Raw genomic sequence first — 18,805 nt, forward strand, 5'->3', positions numbered from 1 at the left:
GTTTACAATTAGCGCCTTACCAATTTTTCAGACCTAACAATTTTTCGCCAAGGCTATTTAATTTTGCGGTATCATACTTGTCACGCTCCCAATTTCTCGGGTCTCCTGGAAAAGCATAGCCTTCTGGAGCAATTCTTTTTTTCCAAGAATTAATACGCCAATTGCGTAACGCCTCATTGTCTTCTTCCGCAGGCATCATTGAAATATATTGAGCAATACGCACTTTATCCTTTGATTTGTTAGGTCTAATACCGTGGGGCTCTGTGCTATTAAAAATCAACAAATCTCCAGCATTCATTTTAACCTTTACAATCTTATTTTCTATACCATCCAAACTTGGTTGAAAATGATTTCGGTCTTCAGGTTGTGTCAACTTCCAGGTATCATAATTTCTATATAGCCATGGGATACATTGAAAACCTCCCATATCCTCATCTGTCTGATCGGCCAGTGCGAGAACACCTTGAACGTTTTGTGGTCTGGTCTCAGGGTCGTAATCCCAATGGATAAATCCTTTTTTGTTGTCTCCAGGCCGTTGCGGAAAATTTAAGTTTGCTCGATCAATAGTGACCCATAGTTTTTCAGTACCCCAAATATCTGCAAATGCATCATATACCCTTTGAGTCTGCCTATTGTTCCATAAATATTGATGATTGTATACCTCTACCATTCCTGTTCCCGTTAACTCCTTCATTTGCATTTCTGCTCGAGGTGGTGCGTACCAAGTGCTAGGATCATTAGGGTCTTTCTCGTCAAATTCCCAAAGAAAATCTGCAGTTGCCTGTGCTTGTTCTTTAGATACCGCATTTTTAATTACGATATATCCGTTATGAATCCAAAAACTCCAATCCTCTTCAGAGAGGACTCTTAATGCTTCTTTATTAAAGCGTTTATTTAAACTTTTTTTACTAGTCGTGGCCGTAGAAGGATTTCCGGGAATCTCTTTATGCCCCTTATTTGCCATTTCTAATTTTTCAGCATTCTTCATAGTCGTAAGTTTTGTTTTACTGGTTCAAATGTAGTAGAGTGACCATTACACTTTGGTGCCAATATTGACATAAATTTGTACTATTTTAACTTTTTGAATATCATTACTTATTTTTAATGACAATTTTGTGCTATTTCTAATAAAAAGGCATTTATGAAAATTCAATTGGAAACCATCTCTCCAGATGCTAAAAGTCCCTTCAGACTTTTGCATAATCCTAAATTGAATCATTTATTTTATTGGCATTTTCACCCAGAGCTTGAGCTTGTTTATATTGAAGGAGCTAGTGCAAAAAGACATGTAGGAAATCACATATCAGAATACAGCGAAAGTGACCTAGTCTTAATCGGCGCCAATATACCACACCTCAACTTTGATCACGGAGTAACAACGACCTATCGCAAAGAAGTTCTTCACTTTAAATCTAATTTTAGGGATAAGATACTAGACAGTTTGCCTGAGTTGCACCAAATTGATAGGCTACTGGAACTGTCGAAGTATGGAATTGCATTCTTTGGAACCACTAAAAAGGAGGTGGGGAAACTCATGAAAACCTTGCACTACCTTGAGCCTTTTGATTACTTTATGACCATTATGAATCTTTTAAAATTATTAGCCGGCAGCAACGAATTTGAATTGTTGCATAAAACCCCATTTGTTAATAAGTATAGTAGCAAAGAACAAGAAAGAATCCGTAAAATCTATGGTTTTATTGACGAACAATACCAGTCTAAAATCTCACTTGAAGAAGTGGCTTCGCTATGTAATTTGACCAAGCCCGCTTTCTGTCGATATTTTAAAAAAGCTACCGGAAGTACATTTATTGCGTTTTTAAATCAATATCGCATAAGCCAGGCAAAGCGATTACTTTTAAAAGGTAAAAATGTGACCGAAGCATGTTTTGAATGTGGTTTTGAAAGCCTTTCGTATTTTAATCGAAGTTTCAAAAAAGTCACGGGTGAGAATCCATCAGAATTTAGAAAAACTTATTTAAAAAAAGAACCGCCCCGAGTCTTAGACACTTCGGAGCGGTTCCTAACTAAATAACCAACCAAAAAACTTGTTCTAATAGTCGTAGACTATTTATATTCCTTACATTTTACGTTTTCGCGTTACATTCATCTTTTTATTTGAAGATTTTACACGCTTTTTACCTGTCTTACTATCTGATTTTAAGAACTGTATAAACCCTCTGCCTCCAAATTCATAAACCGTTTCACTGGCAACGTGGTACAGTTCTATTGTACTATCATCAATAACGTACAACTCAAAATAATCATTGCCCAAAAAGTCATAATCGAGTGTTAAAGTTTTTAAAGTTTCATCATTGGTATCAAACACTTCATAGTCTCCCTCATAATCCCACTGAAGATTCTGTAAGGGAGTATTAGATGCGTCTATTGAAGATCTAAAATACCCTCCATTATCTGAAAAGAACTGCAAGTAATTTTCAGCATCAAATTCATTTATTGCACCAACTTCACTTGTAAAAGTTTTCTCCCATGCGCCATATTCTTGCAGAAACAAGTTTATATTTTCATAAAACACCCTGTCGTAATCAAAATTATTACGTCGATACCCGTTTAAAAAGTACGATGTATTAGAGCGTGCATCATAAAGTTCTAAAGTCGAATTGTTTACGGCAAAAACCTCTAGCGCCCATAAACCATCTACATCATGGTCAATATCTACCACTCCGCTTAATGTTGAATATGAACCAACATCAATACCAAGCCCATTACCGGTCTTGCCTATACCAACAATATTATTATTTGCATAAACGATGCCCCTATCAAAAGAAATGGTGAATGCACGTTGCAAAAATGGTACTTCTCCATTGCCCTCGGTTGCATTAATATCTACATACCATAAGTCATAAGACTGCAATGCCTGATCTGTATTAAAAGCAGATTCTACAATTATAGTATCATCTAAAATAACTTCTGTATAGCAAGAGCTTGCCATAAGTCCGATCCCTAATAATCCGAATAGTAGTTTTTTTGTTCCCATATCTTTTGGTTTTAATGATTTGATAATACAATTTCAAGCATCATGCCAAAAAATATAACTATTTGAAAATCAATGTTTAATATGAATTCTTTTTGATTTACCTACCTTTAACTCTTTAATCGATGTTAATACATTCCATTTGAAGATTACAGTTTTAGGGGGTGGTAGCTGGGCCACAGCTATCGTAAAAATGTTAACGGAAAATTCTGATGATGTGCTTTGGTATATGCGAAGTGTCTATGCTATAGCACATATCAGAAAAGAGGGGCATAACCCCAATTATTTAAGTTCTGTGGAACTACACAACGAAAGAATTACGCTGACCGATGTAATAGATGAAGCGGTGTCAGCTTCAGAAGTACTTGTTTTTGCCATTCCATCCGCGTTTTTAGAGACGGAACTGAAAAAACTGACCGTATCTCTCGAGAATAAAATTGTTTTCTCGGCTATTAAGGGAATAGTTCCGGAAACCGGATTAATTGTTGGAGAGCACTTTCATGACCACTATAATATTCCTTTTGAAAATATTGGTGTCATTACCGGGCCCTGCCATGCAGAAGAAGTAGCCCTAGAACGTTTGTCTTATCTTACAATCGCCAGTGCCGATGAAAAAAAAGCAAAACTGCTCGCCTCTCATTTGCAAAGCCATTATATAAAGACCAAAATATCAGACGACATTATTGGTACCGAATATGCCGCCATGCTAAAAAATATCTATGCAATTGCAGCTGGTATTGCCCATGGCTTAGGCTATGGAGACAATTTTCAAAGTGTTTTGATGAGCAATGCAATTCGTGAAATGAAACATTTCATTGACCGTGTGCATAAAATGAAACGAAACATTAATAATTCTGCATATCTAGGAGATTTATTGGTTACCGGATATTCCACTTTTAGCCGTAATCGTATGTTCGGTAATATGATCGGCAAAGGCTATACTGTAAAAAGTGCCCAAATGGAAATGAATATGGTTGCCGAAGGGTACTACGCTAGCAAAAGTGCGCATCTACTTAATCAAAAGCACAAGAAAAAAAGTAAAACTCCTATTATTAATGCGGTTTACGATATTCTGTATGAAAATAAAGACGCAAAAAAAACCTTTAAAAAACTAACCGATAAAATTGATTAAGCCCTTTCTAGGGAGAAATTAGAGTGGGAATCCAGCTCTTCTTCCAACTTTTCCTTAAACTTTAGAATTTCAGCATCATCGTAGTCGTATGATTTTTTAAACTCTGCCAATACAGGTTCCATATAGGTTCTAATACTGTCTATATCAAAATATAAACGCCCGGTTCTACGAATGAAGAAATCCATAGGATTCAGAACCATTTCATTTTCGATACCAAATTTTAATTCTGCACGTAGCATCCGCAACCCAGCATCACTATTTTTGAAGGTTTTATACGCTTCAAGTATTTCTTCGGTCTGCTTTCCATAATTAGTCACGAGATACCAAGCATCATAGTGCACAAAGCCATCGGGCTCTATTTTTGAAAAGACTTCCTCGATATACTTTTTAACATGTTTGAATTTTTTGAATTGACTTCCACACAACGGAATTTTATCCGTACTACATTCCTTGAAATCTAAATCATATTCTTCTTCCATTTTTTTCGAAATACGATTTACAACACGCTCGGCCATCTTACGATACCCTGTAAGCTTTCCTCCTGCAATACTCACTAATCCAGTATCTGAGGTAAAGATTTCGTCTTTACGTGATAACTCTGAAGCCGATTTTCCTTCTTCATGAATTAATGGCCTAAGACCTGCCCATGAAGAAATGATATCATCCAATTCTAATTCGATATCCGGAAACATATTATTGACCGCAGAAATCAAATAAATGGCGTCCGCGATATCTGTTTTAACATTGTCCTTATCCAAATTAAAATTGGTATCCGTAGTGCCGACATAGGTGATTTTTCCTCTAGGGATGGCAAACATCATTCTACCATCGGGAATATCGAAATACACGGATTGTTTTACTGGAAGTTTTTCAAAAGGAAATACCAGATGTACCCCTTTTGTTAAATGTAAGCGCTTTCCTTTTTTAGAATTGTTAGTACTTCGTAACTCATCAACCCAAGGGCCAGCGGCACTTATTACATATTTCGACTTGATATTGAACTGTGTGCCTGTGGCCACATCCATAACCTGTACTCCGGCTACTTTTTCATCTTCATAGATAAAATTCTCAACTTCAGCATAGTTTAAGGCCTTTGCACCGTAATTCAGGCTTGTTTTAATATTTTCGATTGTCAATCTTGCGTCATCGGTACGGTACTCGGCATAGTAACCTGCACCGTTTAGAATCTTTTTAGGCAAAAGCGGCTCTAGTTTTAAGGCCTCTTTCTTTTCAAGCATTTGTCTTTTATCATCACCAGTCACCTGAGCCAAAATATCATAGACTTTAAGCCCAATAGACGTCAACCACTTACCGTAAGAACCTCCATCGATTAGGGGCAGAAGCATTTTCTCGGGCAATACCAAATGTGGGGCCAATTTATGCACAATGGCGCGCTCCGAACCCACTTCTTTTACCAACCAAAAATCGAACTGTTTTAGATAGCGTAAACCTCCATGTATCAATTTGGTCGACTTGCTGCTGGTACCAGAAGCAAAATCTCCCTTTTCTACCAAAGCTACTTTCATGCCCCTAGATGCTGCATCCAGGGCGATTCCCCCTCCTGTTATTCCACCGCCGATTACAACCAAATCATAAGTTTGAGTAGAAAGTTCTTGAATAATTTCTTTTCGATCAAGGTTAGAAAATCTAATCATGCTGTTCTTTTTCATAAATTTTATACAAAGATGCAAAAATATGTATGCTACAATATGCTATTATTAATTTTTTGTTGCCTTACATACTGGGCTTTTGGCCAAAGTCATATTCTCGTTCTACCACACAGACCCTTACTTTATACCAAGAATACCATTCTTTTACGCCCCTGTCTTGCGCCGTAAGGTGTTCTAAATTAGCCTTCCAGTTTACGATGGCCTCTTGCGATTCCCAGTAACTTATCGCGATTCCTAAACCCGAACGAGCACTTTCAAAATCTAAAAATCCGGGTTGTTCCCGGGCAAGCTTTTCCATTTTAATCGCGGTTTCACTGTAACCATTATCACCTGGTGTTCTTGTATTGGTAAAAATCACAGCGTAGTAAGGCTTTTTTAATTCCATTATTGAATATATTCTTTCTCTAAAAAATAACTTACAATCGCCTCTTTCATTAAAACGGTCTGCTCACCGGCCTTTAAAGGAGGTAGTTCTTCCTTTATATTGTAGTGCGGCCAACCATCATCATCAAAAAAATCGAACTCATAATAACCATAAGGTTCGAGTAATCTACAAATTGCAATGTGCATTAAATTTACCTTTTCGTCTTTCTTGTACTTTTTTTCATATTGCCCTAATTCTTGCACTCCTACTAAATAAATAATAGCGTCCAACTCCAACAGGTCACCATCCGCAAATTGCGCAGAAAGTTTTTCTACAAGTACATCCCATCGTTCTTTTAAAACTGTATCTCTGGCCATAAAAAGATAAAATTCAAAGGTACAAATTCAATATCCTATATTTGTTCAAAACACTATTATCATGAGTTTTCTCGACATCGTTTTAGGCATTCTTCTCGTGTGGGGACTTTATAAGGGCTTAAAAAACGGCCTTTTTGTAGAACTTGCTTCTCTGGTCGCCCTTGTAGCCGGAATTTATGGCGCTATTCACTTTTCATATATCGCTGGGGACTATCTATGGCAAAATATGGAATGGAACGAAAAGTATATTAAGGTGACCGCTTTCTTGATCACTTTTGTGGCCATAATTGTACTCGTCGGCCTGGCAGGAAAATTACTTACCAAAATAGCAGATTTTGCCATGCTGGGGATTCTGAATAAAATTGCCGGTGGAATTTTTGGGGCCTTGAAAGTAGCTATAATTTTGGGCGCAATGCTTGTGTTTTTTGAAAAGGCGACATCATCTTTTAATTTTATTAATAAGGACACCCAGAATGAATCGATACTTTATAAACCAGTTCGAGATATCGGCGCTTTTGTTTTTAGTCAGGTTTTTAAAGAGGAAAAAGTTGATGATGAGGCCAAAAAATAGCTTTATTTGGTATTTCTTCCTATAAATCATACACTACATCGAAAATCACAAGAGTACCTTAGTTCGAATTTGCCAAAGAAGTTACATTTAAACCTGCTCTTCTTAGAGCATTGAAGTTTACCCCATATCTTCATTATGAACTGCCGCTATCAAGTAAGATACGAATGAGCAGGACACTATTTTTAAGACTACTTTTATTTACATGTGCACTATTTACCTTGTCTTGCACAATCGAAGAACTAGCAGAAACCAATACCGTCAAGGCCCTTAACGATACCAGATTAGAAGCCGAAATAATGGAACTTGTTAATTCTCACAGAAGTACACTAGGGCTAAGTAAATTAAATTTCAACGAGGTTGCCTATACTTATGCTGGTGAACATAATGACTATATGATTGCGAAAGGCAGTCTAAGCCACGACAATTTTAATCAACGCGCATCTCGAATTTCGTCAGAAGCAAATGCAGAAAGGGTTGGCGAAAATGTAGCCAAAGATTATTCATCTGCAGAATCGGTTTTCAACGGTTGGTTAAAGAGCGAATCACATAAAAAAAATATTGAAGACATTTATACGCATACCGCAATTAGTGTAAAGAGAAATTCTGAGGGTGACCTTTACTTTACACAAATCTTCTTCAAATGATAAAATGAATACTACATTGTTGTAACTGAACGATGTTTTTTGCAGTTCCTCTATAACAAGTATTTTCTTACATCCTTGAAAGGGGCATTAACGGCGATAAAGTGTTAAAAATGCCATGAAAAGCAGCTTTTCAACGATGAAAAAGCCCTTGTCTTTCATCGATAAGCCCTTATAGGTTCTTATTTTGCAGCTTATCGAAATTTTTAATCAAGATAAAGGTTTTTTAATGTGTAAAGTGGAGTTCAGTTGTAGTTTCGCTAAGCAAAAAAATAACAAAAACGATTTAAAGATTCCCCCAAATCATGAAATCAAATTACATCTTTTTATTACTTATTATATTTGTTCTTGCTTCTTGTTCGTCACCTTCAATAGAAAATGAAGAAGCCTTATTCGAAAATGAGAACACCGCATTAGAAAGTACAACGCTAAATGCTTCTACCGTAGAGAAAGAAGTTTTTGAAGCAATCAATTCACACAGAGAAGAAATGGGCTTGGTCAAATTGGTATATAGCAACGAAACCTATAAGTATGCCGAAGAGCATAATAGCTATATGATTGCCGAAGGAAAAATTAGCCATGACAACTTTAATTCAAGAGCAAATGCAGTAGCTAACGAAACGGGTGCCTCTGTTGTAAAAGAAAATGTAGCCAAAAACTATCCAAAAGCCGAACAAGCATTAAAAGGCTGGTTAAACAGCAAATCACATAAAGATACAATAGAAGGTGACTTTACACATACCACTATAAGCGTAAAGGCCGATGACAAAGGGAAATTATACTACACACAACTATTTTTCAAGATATAAATAAGGTTAAGAAATAGATACATGTTTTAAATTAAGTATTGAGGTTTGGAGAAAAGGTCTGCGGTAATGCAGACCTTTTTATTCACTATAACTTGCTGTGAGAATAATTTTATACCTTTCTAAAAAAGAAGAATGATACTCATAATAGTTAAAGTTATAACAGTAATCGTCGCCTTAATGCATTTCTATTTTTTATGGCTAGAGATGTTTGCTTGGACTACGAAAGGGAAAAAGGTATTTCGAAACTTTCCTGCAGACTTATTCGAGCCTACCAAAAGTATGGCTGCCAATCAAGGGCTCTATAATGGCTTTCTAGCTGCGGGTCTAATTTGGTCATTTTTTATAGGCAATCCCTTATGGGCGGCCAACGTGGCTTTATTTTTTCTTACCTGCGTTGCAATTGCGGGAATTTATGGCGGGTTTTCGGTGTCAAAGAAAATATTCTTTGTCCAGGCAGTTCCAGCATTGATCGGTATTGTTCTTTGGCTTTTCATCCGCTAAATATTGAATTACCTACTTCGCAACTAACAATACTATTCTTTGTAGTTTTGTGAAAAATCTAACAATACACTTTTTAAAAGTTATAAAATGTCAAAAATCGCAGCTACTTTCGGCTTAGACAAAGCCCTTGAACAACTTGGCCTAAAAGAAATCAATTCAGGAACCTCAACAGGTTCCAATAATTTTGGTTCTGGAGAATTGATTGAATCATATTCCCCAGTCGATGGCTCGCTTATCGGAAAAGTGAAAAGCACCACCAAAGATGACTATGAAAAAGTATTGAATACAGCTACTAATGCCTTTTTAGATTGGCGCTCGGTGCCCGCACCTCAAAGAGGTGAGATGGTCCGCCAGTTCGGAGAAAGACTAAGAGAGCTTAAAGAACCATTAGGTAAATTGGTCTCTTATGAAATGGGTAAATCATATCAAGAAGGTCTTGGAGAGGTACAAGAAATGATTGATATCTGCGATTTTGCCGTAGGGCTTTCAAGGCAGTTGCATGGCCTTACCATGCATTCTGAACGACCTGGGCATCGCATGTACGAGCAGTATCACCCACTTGGTGTTGTAGGAATTATTTCTGCCTTTAACTTTCCGGTAGCGGTATGGGCTTGGAATACCGCATTGGCGTGGATTTCCGGTGATGTTTGTGTTTGGAAACCTTCGGAAAAAACACCATTATGCGGTGTAGCCTGCCAAAATATTATTGCATATGTTTTGAAGCAAAACAATTTACCGGAAGGAATCTCATGTTTAATAAATGGTGATTACAAAGTAGGTGAGTTAATGACCAATGATAAAAGAGTTCCTTTAATTTCTGCAACCGGTTCCATAAGAATGGGTAAAATAGTTGCTCAGGCTGTAGCCGCAAGATTGGGAAAATCACTATTAGAACTTGGTGGTAACAATGCTATAATCGTTACCCCCGATGCAGATATAAAAATGACGGTTATAGGCGCTGTTTTCGGAGCAGTCGGTACCGCCGGTCAACGCTGTACCTCTACCAGAAGATTAATTATTCATGAATCCGTTTACGGTAATGTTAAAAACGCCGTAGTTGATGCCTACAAGCAACTTCGCATTGGAAATCCCTTAGACGAAAATAATCATGTCGGCCCCTTAATAGATACTGATGCAGCAAAAATATATACGGATGCTTTAGAAAAAGCAAAAGAAGAAGGGGGCTCTGTTTTAGTTGAAGGCGGTGTACTCTCAGGTGATGGCTATGAAAGTGGTTGTTATGTAAAACCTGCAATTGTAGAAGCAGATAATAGCTTCAATATTGTTCAAGAAGAGACCTTTGCACCGATATTATATTTGCTTAAGTATTCTGGTGAAGTAGAAAACGCCATTGCACAACAAAACGGAGTTGTACAAGGCTTGTCTTCGGCTATTATGACAAACAATCTAAGGGAAGCTGAGCGTTTTTTATCTGCGTCGGGTAGCGATTGTGGTATCGCCAATGTTAATATTGGTACTTCAGGAGCTGAGATTGGCGGTGCTTTTGGTGGTGAAAAAGAAACGGGTGGAGGCCGCGAAAGCGGTTCTGATGCATGGAAAATTTATATGCGCAGACAAACCAACACCATTAACTATACAACAGAGCTGCCCCTAGCACAGGGAATTAAGTTTGACTTGTAATATTTATTACCATATAACACTTTAAAAAAAGCTTCCTATTCAGTTTTAAATGGGAAGCTTTTTTATCAGGTAAGGCTATGGCCTTCTTAAAAGTAAAACCGCTGCCCCACTAAGAACAACGGTCTAAAACCAACTTAACTAACTCAAACTTAATATTTGAAAACCCTATCTCAGTGCCGGAACTTTGTCGGGAGAAATAGGGTTATTACCAAAATTTTGTTCTAATTTCTTACTATTATGTTTTAGGTCAATTAACACTCATATAACTTGTAGAGAAAATTGTGTATTTGGTCATTTTTTATCCTTTTTTGCGCCTAGAATAAAAATTGTGTTGATTCCTTTTAACATCCAACTAATTGGTTTCTAAGAAATTCCTTTGAAAAATTTAACTTTTTTTAAGAGATTTTTAATACTTTGGGGTCTTAAACACTAATTACTATTAACATGACTAGAAACCTGTCCTATCTATTAGGTATGATCATTACGATCTTAGCAGGAATCTATTTTTATCTAAGCTGTTGCAGTGAATGCGGAACCCAAGTGGCCGATACTGATGCTGAAGCAGCACAAGAAGAGATAGTTCCTCCCAAAGAACCAGAAGCCACTACTTTCCCCTTTTCTTTTAAAGATGGGGATTACGCTTTTGAGGTTCAAGACAATTTCAATTTTAAACTTTCCTCAGCCTCTTTTTTAACTCCCCTATCCGATACTATCGGCAGTGGAATAGAAGGATTAAAGGGTTATTTGGCAGAAAACGCTAACAAAGTGATTAACATCACAGGCTTATACAAAAGTGAAGAAACCAATAATACGGCTTTCCCAAACTTGGGCTTAGCCCGAGCAAACAAAGTAAAAAACTATTTTGTTTCACAAGGTATACCTTCTGCACAGACAAATACGTTCGGAAAATTGATGAATGATTTCCTCCCTCTCGATGACACGCTCTTGGGCCCAATTACCTATGAAATTAATACACAGGCCGAAGATGCTGACGAAGCATTAAAAGCACTATATGATGATATCAAGGCGAACCCCTTAGTATTATATTTTAATACGGGTGAAGCAGCTATTAATTTAACGCCTGAGCAACGTGAAAAAGTGGCCAAAATAGCACGTTATCTAGACAAGGTAGATGGCGCCACATGCAATGTCGTAGGTCATACCGATAATACTGGCTCTAGAACGACCAATATTCGATTAGGCCTAGAGCGAGCAGATTTTGCTATGGCATACCTTATAAAAAACGGAATCACCGCATCAAAAATCAAGACTAGTTCAAAAGGCCCTGATTCTCCTATTGCGACCAATGCAACCGAAGAAGGCAGGTCTAAAAACAGAAGAACTGTTGTAACACTAAATTAAATAACACAATACTAAAATATATAAAAATGGATTTTGAAAATATGAATATCTGGTGCTGGTTAATTCCGCTTTTAACTGGTTTAATTTGCGGAATTATAGGCTATTACTGGGGCAAAGGAAACAGTGAAGTAATCGATAACTCTGCAGACCTTAAAGTCTTAGAGGATAAAAATGCACAATTAAAAGCAGACTTAGATGCCTGTAACAAGAAGTTGACTGTTGCTCCTGCCGCAGTAGCCCCTAAGAAAAAGGCTACCCCTAAAGCTAAAGTTGCGCCAGCTTCCATTGCGGCCGCCGCTTTTGATGCAAGTGCCGCCAAAGCTGCCTTTGGCAAGCGGGTTAAGCAAGACGACCTTAAGGTTGTTGAAGGTATCGGACCGAAAATAGAAGGTCTTTTCCACAATTTTGATATTAAGACCTGGAAGGCCTTATCGGAAGCTTCTGTCGCTAAATGTCAAGAGGTTTTAAATTCTGGCGGCGAGCGCTATCGTATTCATGACCCGGCTTCATGGCCACTACAAGCGAAAATGGCCTACAAAGGAGACTGGAAAAAACTTGCTAAATGGCAAGATGAACATAAAGGAGGTAAGTTATAATTCTCCAAATACTAAATAACCAACAAAAAACCGGTCTTTAATAAGACCGGTTTTTTTATAACATTCCGTTAGCTTCTACCCACTTGAACTTGTATTGATCTTGTTCAAAAATCATACGTTCAGATATTCTTTGTAATCGGTCGGGCAATTTCATCAAGTAATCCCTGGCCTTTTCAGCTTGATCTGAAAGTTGTCCTAGGTTACCAATAGCCCAATAGTCATTCAGTTTTTTGAGAATATCTATATAGTCTTGTGCGGTATACACCCCTAGTCGTTGGGCACAATTTGAAAAAAGCTCAAAAGCCGTACCTATTTCACCCCCAGATTCCCTTAAAAAATGTGCCGGCATAACAATCTTCTTTTTCATCATATCTGCAAAAGCCAACAACATTCCATTAGGGTCTTGGCCTAAAATCGTTTTAACGAATTCTCTATAAGCCAAATGATGACGCATTTCATCGCCCGCGATTATGGTACACATTTTACCTAACAAACTGTTCCCTTTTTGTTTGGCCATTTTACCAACACGTTTGTGGGAGATATTTGTAGCCAATTCTTGAAAAGTAGTGTAGACGAAGTTTTTATAAGGGTCTCTATCTGTACCGATATCAAAACCATCAGCAATCAAGTGTTGCGTAGTAATCTCAATTTCGCGCATATTTACCCTGCCAGACAAGTATAAATATTTATTAAGCACGTCTCCATGCCTATTTTCTTCAGCAGTCCATGCCCTAACCCATTTTGACCATCCATTTTGCTTGCCAGAATGTTGGTCTACTCCTTCTACATCCATTAACCAAGATTCATAGGTCGGCAATGCTTCTTCTGTAATTGTGTCGGCGACTAAGGTTACCCAGAAGTCATATCCCAACTCCTTAGATTCTTCCCTAATTTGCTCGACCTCATCAAAAAAAGTGTCTTTTTGAGAATCGGGCAAGAAATCGGTCGGCTGCCATATTTTTTCTGGGGCTACCAAAAAATCTTCCATAAAACCTTCAACCTGTGGCTCTACAGCTTGCATCACCTCTAACCTTATATTCTTTTCGGACATCTTTGGAATTTTTACAAAGGTCTCTATAATTATTTGAAAAATATGTTGAAGTTTCTAGTTTCTTCCTTTTTCGTTTGGATAAAGTAAATGAACAGGGTCACTTTGCCAGAAAGCTTTTGTTTCAACATCCATGATAGTCAATGATCCTTTAAAAGCAGCCCCGGTGTCAACATTCCACACATTTCCTCCTTGTTGGGGCACGGCAACGCCTGTTTTTGAAATTGGGGTATGCCCAATAAATATCTCTTTATAATGCGTTAATCGTTTTGGAAAGTCTTTATCAGTTTGCTTTAGTTTAGGGTTTAGGGCGCGTGCCAATTCCCAGAGCGTTCTATCCCAATAGAACAATTGATCAAAATATTCATATTCTATTCCTTTCAAATTTGTAAAGCCGGCATGAAGATAGAGGCGCTGATCCTTATCTAAATAGTTGTTTCTCAAATTCTTGTAAAAGTTAAGGTGCGGACCCCAATTTTCCTTCCCAGCTTTTAGATACGAATCTCTTGTTGCGGTTCCGCCATGGGCAAGCCACTGCGGATTTTCTTCCCCCGTTAGCATCCATTCATAGCAAAGTTCATCATGGTTTCCTCGTATAAAAAGACAGTTATGGGTTTGCTGTAGTTCGATTAAATACGCAACAGTTTCAAAGGCCTCACTCCACGAGTCTACATAATCCCCCAAAAAAATCAAGTGATCTTTTTGGGTAACCTTGGCCCGCTGTAATAGTTGGGGTATTGCTTTTTTACCTGAATGTACATCCCCGATTACAAGTCTTCGCATTGTTAAATATTTAGACAATAATAGCCACAAATAAATTTAGTGCTGAAAACTTAAGGTAAAATTTGTCCGCAAAAAACACCTCTTCCCCTGTTTTTTTGGTCATAAGTACGTTTTCTGTGTACCTTGTGTTATTAAAATATCATGAAGGCATGACTCGAGTCTTTTGTATAGGTGAATTATTGATTGATTTTGTGGCCGAAAACCAAGGTAGTAATCTTTCAAAAGCAATGAATTTTACCAAAAAAGCGGGTGGTGCACCGGCCAATGTGGCTTGTGCCATTGCCAAACTCGGCGGAAAAAGTTCTTTTATAGGTTGTGTCGGCAAAGATTCCTTTGGAAGTTTTTTATTGGATGTTTTGAAAAATGAAGGTGTGGATATTTCTATGGCCCAACGTTCAAATATCTTTACAACTTTGGCCTTTGTCTCTATTGCAGAAGACGGCGAGCGTGATTTTGTTTTTAATAGAGGTGCCGATGAGCAATTGAAATACGATTCTTCTATAAAAACTGAATTCAAAAAAAATATATTGCACTTTGGCGCAGCTACTGCCTTACTTGGCGGGCCTCTTGAAAAAGCTTACGGACATTATCTTTTTGATGGGCTTTGCAATGAATCTTTTATCGCTTTTGACCCAAATTTTAGAAGTGACCTTTGGGGCGATGATGAAGCTACATTTACAAAAAAGTGTATGCCATATATTGAAAAATCTCACCTGTGTAAATTTAGTTTGGAGGAGGCCTTGCTATTATCAGGCAAAGATACCGTTGAAGAAGCCTGCGCTTTTTTACATGAGATAGGAGCAGAAATAATTACCGTTACCTTAGGAAAGGAAGGAACTTTTGTCAGCACGAAAACACTTCAAAAAACCGTACCCAGCATAGCTGTTTCAGCAGTAGATACCACTGGCGCTGGAGATGCGTTTATTGGCTGCCTTCTTTATCAAATTAGCCTTTTACCCAGTATTGAAGCTCTTTTAAATGATGACCAAGCACTATTGAAGATGGTCGAGAAAGCCAATAAAGCCGGAGCTATTACCACAACCAAGTTTGGCGCCATTGTAGCGCTACCCAGTTTAACCCAACTAGAGGCCTAAATGAATCAAGCCGCATTACACAAACTACTTTCTTCTAAAAAAGAAGGTCAAAGTTTAAATGAGCTATTCGAATTACGTTTTAGCACTAACCTTACCTTAATAAAAGACTTATTTTTTTCCCTATATCCGGAAGAACATTATAGGCCAACATTTGAAAAACTCTTAAAACAGCTCCACGAGCTTTTTAAAACCAGACCAGAAAATCTAAAACAGCTTGATATTGTTCGTTTAAAAAAAGGCAATTGGTATCAATCTGAAAAATTGGTTGGCACACAGCTTTATGTAGACCACTTTAACAAAGACATTAAAGGCCTGCACAAAAAGCTTCCTTATTTTGAAGAATTAGGTATAAACTTTTTGCATATTATGCCGCTTACCACAAGACCTGAGGGGGAAAATGATGGAGGTTATGCCGTAAATAGTTATGACCAAATCGACAAAAAGTACGGAACCCAAAAAGATTTCGAAAAACTAACTGCAGCACTACGAGATAAAGAAATGTACCTAATGTTAGATTTCGTGGTAAACCATACTTCTAACGAATATCCTTGGGCCAAAAAGGCAATGGCCGGTAATAAAAAATATCAAGAATATTATTACACTTATACGGATCGTGAAGTTCCTGATGAGTTCGAACACAACCTACCAGAAATCTTTCCTGAAACCGCACCTGGCAATTACAATTTCGTGCCAGAGATGAATAAGTGGGTCATGACTTGCTTCAATAATTACCAATGGGATTTAAATTATACCAATCCTGAAGTTTTTCTAGAAATGCTAACTAATTTGGTAAACCTAGTAAATCTTGGGGTTGATGTCATTCGTTTTGATGCTTTAGCTTTTCTATGGAAAAAAATGGGAACCATCTCTCAAAACCTTCCTGAAGCACATGTACTTACTTCACTTTTTAGAATGTGTTTACAGATTGTTGCCCCAGGAAGTATTCTATTGGCAGAAGCTATTGTAGCCCCAACCGATATCATTAAATACTTTGGTGAGGGTAACAAAACTGGCAACGAATGTGAAGTTGCCTATAATGCTTCATTAATGGCTTTATTATGGAATGCTATTGCTACAAAAGAAACAGTTCTTTTACAAAAAAGTTTGACCACTATTCCGCAAAAGCCCAAATACTGCACATGGATAAATTATATACGATGTCATGATGATATAGGGCTTGGCTTAGATGATCGCTTTATAAATGAAATGGGTTGGAATCCGCAAGATCATCGAAAATTTCTGCTCGACTATTATTGTCAAAAACTAGATTGGTCACCCGCAAAAGGATTGCTCTTTATGTACAACCCAAAAACAGGCGATGGCAGAATTACAGGTAGTGCTGCATCATTGTTAGGCTTAGAAAAAGGTATTGAAGAGAATGATACTACTTTGATAAGGGAATCTGTAGCTAAAATTATTATGCTGCATGGTATTATTTTAGCTTTTGGTGGAATCCCTTTAATTTATGCAGGTGACGAAATTGCTACGTTGAATGATTATTCTTTTCTAAAAGATAAAGACAGAAAAGATGATAATAGATGGGTAAATCGCCCCTATCAAAATTGGGAGGTGGTTTCTAATCTAGAAGCTAAAAAAACACCACAATCAGAAATCTTTTTTGCATTAAAAGAATTGATAAAAATACGCAAAAGACACCCGGTTTTTGCAGATAACAATGACATCACTTTGCACAGCACAGGCAATAATCATATCTTAATTTTTGAGCGTAAAACAGCTAAGAAAGGTGTATTGATTATCTGTAATTTTAACGATACTTCTGAAGTAATAGATTGTAGTTTTATTTCAAAACTTGGCTATCTTAAAAATCAAGAATTTAAAGATTTAATTACAGCTAAAAAAACCAAGTTAAGTAGTGGTTTTCTTGAAATTAAGCCTTATCAACTTTTGTGGTTAAAAAAGTTCTAACTATACCTCACTTTTCTTAGAACCCGCAACGCCTCTTTTAATGATAGATGTACCCTTTTATCAATCTTCTTTAAAATAACCCTAGCTTTTTCCATCTGATCTTTTGCCTCTTCAAAACCATTTAAATAGCAAATCAAATAGGTATCCGATAAGTGATTTAAATCTTCTTTTTCGGCAGGCGATAAACCAAGTCCTTTTTCCAACTTTCTAACCAGTGAATTATTTGTATTCAAAATATGATGAAGCGTCCTTTTATCATATTGGGGTGGCTCAAAAACAAGATTGCTATTGATGGTATATTTTCCATTTTCAGAAAATGTAATGGTTACCTCTTCGAGAGGGTAATATTTTTGTTGTTTTCCAAGTCCCAATTGAACATATTCCAAAGTAGTAAAAGAATCTTCATTATAGGATATCGTAATTTCATCCAATGCGGAATAAAATAGTTTTACCTGTTCATTGATAAGCTCGATATCAACCCGGGAATAGTACATATCGTCTCCGACCTTTTTTTGATTTCCAGCCCAACAGACCACAAATTGTTCCTTAAAAACCTTGTAATTGCTCGTTAAATCGGCATGGCGATTATTTATAAAATCGATAACTCCGTCTAGCGTCAGTTCAATATTATTACGCGCGTGCTGCTCAATGGTCGCTACTTTTTCAGAATTAATGTCCTCTAGCTTGACATCAAAGGCTTTTGGTAAGCTGATACTACCTTCCCTAAAAAAAACCGCACCACCATAATACTTCCATATATTCTTTCGTAGTGCACAAACTTTACCGCTCGAGGTAATGGTAACCAAACCTACCACCTTACCTTCGGGCAAATGCGGAAAAGGAATATTCTCGTAGGCAATTTTAGGCGGATTATCTAAATAGGCATTTACAAGATTCTGAATCTTACTATCATCAAAGAAATCTACGCCAACAATTTTATTGTCTTCATCTTCGACCCCAACAACGATAAAAGAGTTATTTTCTGGGTTGCTATTTGCTAGAGCGCAAACATGCTTCAAGAACTTAGCTTTCCCTTCTTTTTCGGCAATTGCGATAAAACGTTTCTTGTCATAAAAACTATTCTCATCGTTATGGGCGAGAAGGTTTTTTACAAGAAGGCGTTTGTTGATCATAGCTAAAATAAACCTGTTATTTAATTTGATGATATTCTTCAGTTCGAGTGAAATTTGCGATAGTAAATGAGTAAATTTTGTATGGAGAACAAGAGTTTTCCACCTAAACTAGTTCTCGATACTATTTTTCGTACCTCAAAATTACTCGAACTGACATATAAC

General features: G+C 37.2%; 19 protein-coding genes. 11 read left to right on the forward strand and 8 right to left on the reverse strand.

The annotated features are described in order from the left end of the window. Positions 1-16: 16 nt before the first annotated feature. Positions 17-988 carry a phytanoyl-CoA dioxygenase family protein gene (locus tag ACFSQJ_RS06770; protein ID WP_377766197.1) on the reverse strand — a complete coding sequence of 324 codons (972 nt, stop codon included), beginning with the start codon at positions 986-988 and terminating at the stop codon, positions 17-19. A gap of 153 nt (positions 989-1,141) precedes the next feature. Between ACFSQJ_RS06770 and ACFSQJ_RS06775 the strand changes: the two genes are divergently transcribed. Then, the gene (locus ACFSQJ_RS06775; protein ID WP_377766198.1) at positions 1,142-2,035 is read left to right on the forward strand and encodes an AraC family transcriptional regulator; all 894 of its coding nucleotides are present in this window, start codon (positions 1,142-1,144) and stop codon (positions 2,033-2,035) included. A gap of 45 nt (positions 2,036-2,080) precedes the next feature. Here the strand turns inward: ACFSQJ_RS06775 and ACFSQJ_RS06780 are convergent, their stop codons facing one another. After that, a complete protein-coding gene (locus ACFSQJ_RS06780) occupies positions 2,081-2,998 on the reverse strand; it encodes a nicotinic acid mononucleotide adenyltransferase (RefSeq protein ID WP_377766199.1) in 918 nt (305 codons plus the stop codon). Positions 2,999-3,137: 139 nt separating this feature from the next. Between ACFSQJ_RS06780 and ACFSQJ_RS06785 the strand changes: the two genes are divergently transcribed. Then, positions 3,138-4,127 (forward strand): NAD(P)H-dependent glycerol-3-phosphate dehydrogenase, encoded by a 990-nt coding sequence (locus ACFSQJ_RS06785; protein ID WP_377766200.1) that lies wholly within the window; start codon positions 3,138-3,140, stop codon positions 4,125-4,127. On the opposite strand, the gene ACFSQJ_RS06790 is transcribed toward ACFSQJ_RS06785, so the two are convergent. The 3 genes from ACFSQJ_RS06790 to ACFSQJ_RS06800 all read right to left on the reverse strand — a co-directional run bounded on the left by ACFSQJ_RS06790 (position 4,124) and on the right by ACFSQJ_RS06800 (position 6,538). Continuing rightward, positions 4,124-5,782 (reverse strand): glycerol-3-phosphate dehydrogenase/oxidase, encoded by a 1,659-nt coding sequence (locus ACFSQJ_RS06790; RefSeq protein WP_377766201.1) that lies wholly within the window; start codon positions 5,780-5,782, stop codon positions 4,124-4,126. The two genes, ACFSQJ_RS06785 and ACFSQJ_RS06790, sit on opposite strands and share 4 nt — an antisense overlap. Before the next feature lie 79 nt (positions 5,783-5,861). After that, positions 5,862-6,182: an antibiotic biosynthesis monooxygenase family protein gene (locus tag ACFSQJ_RS06795; RefSeq protein ID WP_377766202.1), complete on the reverse strand. Its 321-nt coding sequence runs from the start codon at positions 6,180-6,182 to the stop codon at positions 5,862-5,864. Continuing rightward, positions 6,182-6,538, reverse strand: a complete 357-nt coding sequence (locus ACFSQJ_RS06800) for a hypothetical protein (protein ID WP_377766203.1) — start codon at positions 6,536-6,538, stop codon at positions 6,182-6,184. The genes ACFSQJ_RS06795 and ACFSQJ_RS06800 overlap by 1 nt, the downstream gene beginning before the upstream one ends. 61 nt (positions 6,539-6,599) lie before the next feature. Between ACFSQJ_RS06800 and ACFSQJ_RS06805 the strand changes: the two genes are divergently transcribed. From ACFSQJ_RS06805 to ACFSQJ_RS06835, 7 genes are all read left to right on the forward strand, one after another. After that, a complete protein-coding gene (locus ACFSQJ_RS06805; RefSeq protein ID WP_377766204.1) occupies positions 6,600-7,109 on the forward strand; it encodes a CvpA family protein in 510 nt (169 codons plus the stop codon). A 164-nt stretch (positions 7,110-7,273) separates the two neighbouring features. Continuing rightward, on the forward strand, positions 7,274-7,753 hold the full coding sequence (locus ACFSQJ_RS06810) for a CAP domain-containing protein (protein ID WP_377766205.1): 480 nt from the start codon (positions 7,274-7,276) through the stop codon (positions 7,751-7,753). 302 nt (positions 7,754-8,055) lie between these two features. Next, entirely contained in the window at positions 8,056-8,559 is a 504-nt protein-coding gene (locus ACFSQJ_RS06815) for a CAP domain-containing protein (RefSeq protein WP_377766206.1), read from the forward strand. A gap of 132 nt (positions 8,560-8,691) precedes the next feature. Further along, positions 8,692-9,060, forward strand: a complete 369-nt coding sequence (locus ACFSQJ_RS06820; RefSeq protein WP_377766207.1) for a DUF1304 domain-containing protein — start codon at positions 8,692-8,694, stop codon at positions 9,058-9,060. An 87-nt stretch (positions 9,061-9,147) separates the two neighbouring features. Further along, entirely contained in the window at positions 9,148-10,701 is a 1,554-nt protein-coding gene (gene amaB / locus ACFSQJ_RS06825) for an L-piperidine-6-carboxylate dehydrogenase (RefSeq protein ID WP_377766208.1), read from the forward strand. A 444-nt stretch (positions 10,702-11,145) separates the two neighbouring features. After that, entirely contained in the window at positions 11,146-12,063 is a 918-nt protein-coding gene (locus ACFSQJ_RS06830; protein ID WP_377766209.1) for an OmpA family protein, read from the forward strand. A gap of 26 nt (positions 12,064-12,089) precedes the next feature. Further along, positions 12,090-12,659: a hypothetical protein gene (locus tag ACFSQJ_RS06835; RefSeq protein ID WP_377766210.1), complete on the forward strand. Its 570-nt coding sequence runs from the start codon at positions 12,090-12,092 to the stop codon at positions 12,657-12,659. A gap of 55 nt (positions 12,660-12,714) precedes the next feature. Here ACFSQJ_RS06835 and ACFSQJ_RS06840 read toward each other — a convergent pair whose 3' ends face one another. Further along, positions 12,715-13,710, reverse strand: a complete 996-nt coding sequence (locus tag ACFSQJ_RS06840; protein ID WP_377766211.1) for an acyl-ACP desaturase — start codon at positions 13,708-13,710, stop codon at positions 12,715-12,717. 54 nt (positions 13,711-13,764) lie between these two features. Beyond that, a complete protein-coding gene (locus ACFSQJ_RS06845) occupies positions 13,765-14,490 on the reverse strand; it encodes a metallophosphoesterase (protein ID WP_377766212.1) in 726 nt (241 codons plus the stop codon). Positions 14,491-14,639: 149 nt separating this feature from the next. Here ACFSQJ_RS06845 and ACFSQJ_RS06850 point away from each other — a divergent pair, with 149 nt between their 5' ends. Beyond that, positions 14,640-15,584 (forward strand): carbohydrate kinase family protein, encoded by a 945-nt coding sequence (locus ACFSQJ_RS06850; protein WP_377766213.1) that lies wholly within the window; start codon positions 14,640-14,642, stop codon positions 15,582-15,584. Then, positions 15,585-17,510 (forward strand): amylosucrase, encoded by a 1,926-nt coding sequence (locus ACFSQJ_RS06855; protein ID WP_377766214.1) that lies wholly within the window; start codon positions 15,585-15,587, stop codon positions 17,508-17,510. It abuts the gene before it with no gap. Here the strand turns inward: ACFSQJ_RS06855 and ACFSQJ_RS06860 are convergent. Next, positions 17,507-18,643, reverse strand: coding sequence for an ATP-binding protein (locus ACFSQJ_RS06860; RefSeq protein WP_377766215.1), 1,137 nt, complete (start codon positions 18,641-18,643; stop codon positions 17,507-17,509). The genes ACFSQJ_RS06855 and ACFSQJ_RS06860 overlap by 4 nt on opposite strands. Positions 18,644-18,805 lie beyond the last annotated feature (162 nt).

Origin of the sequence: Croceitalea marina (assembly GCF_042684265.1) — a bacterium.
GTDB lineage: Bacteria > Bacteroidota > Bacteroidia > Flavobacteriales > Flavobacteriaceae > Croceitalea > Croceitalea marina.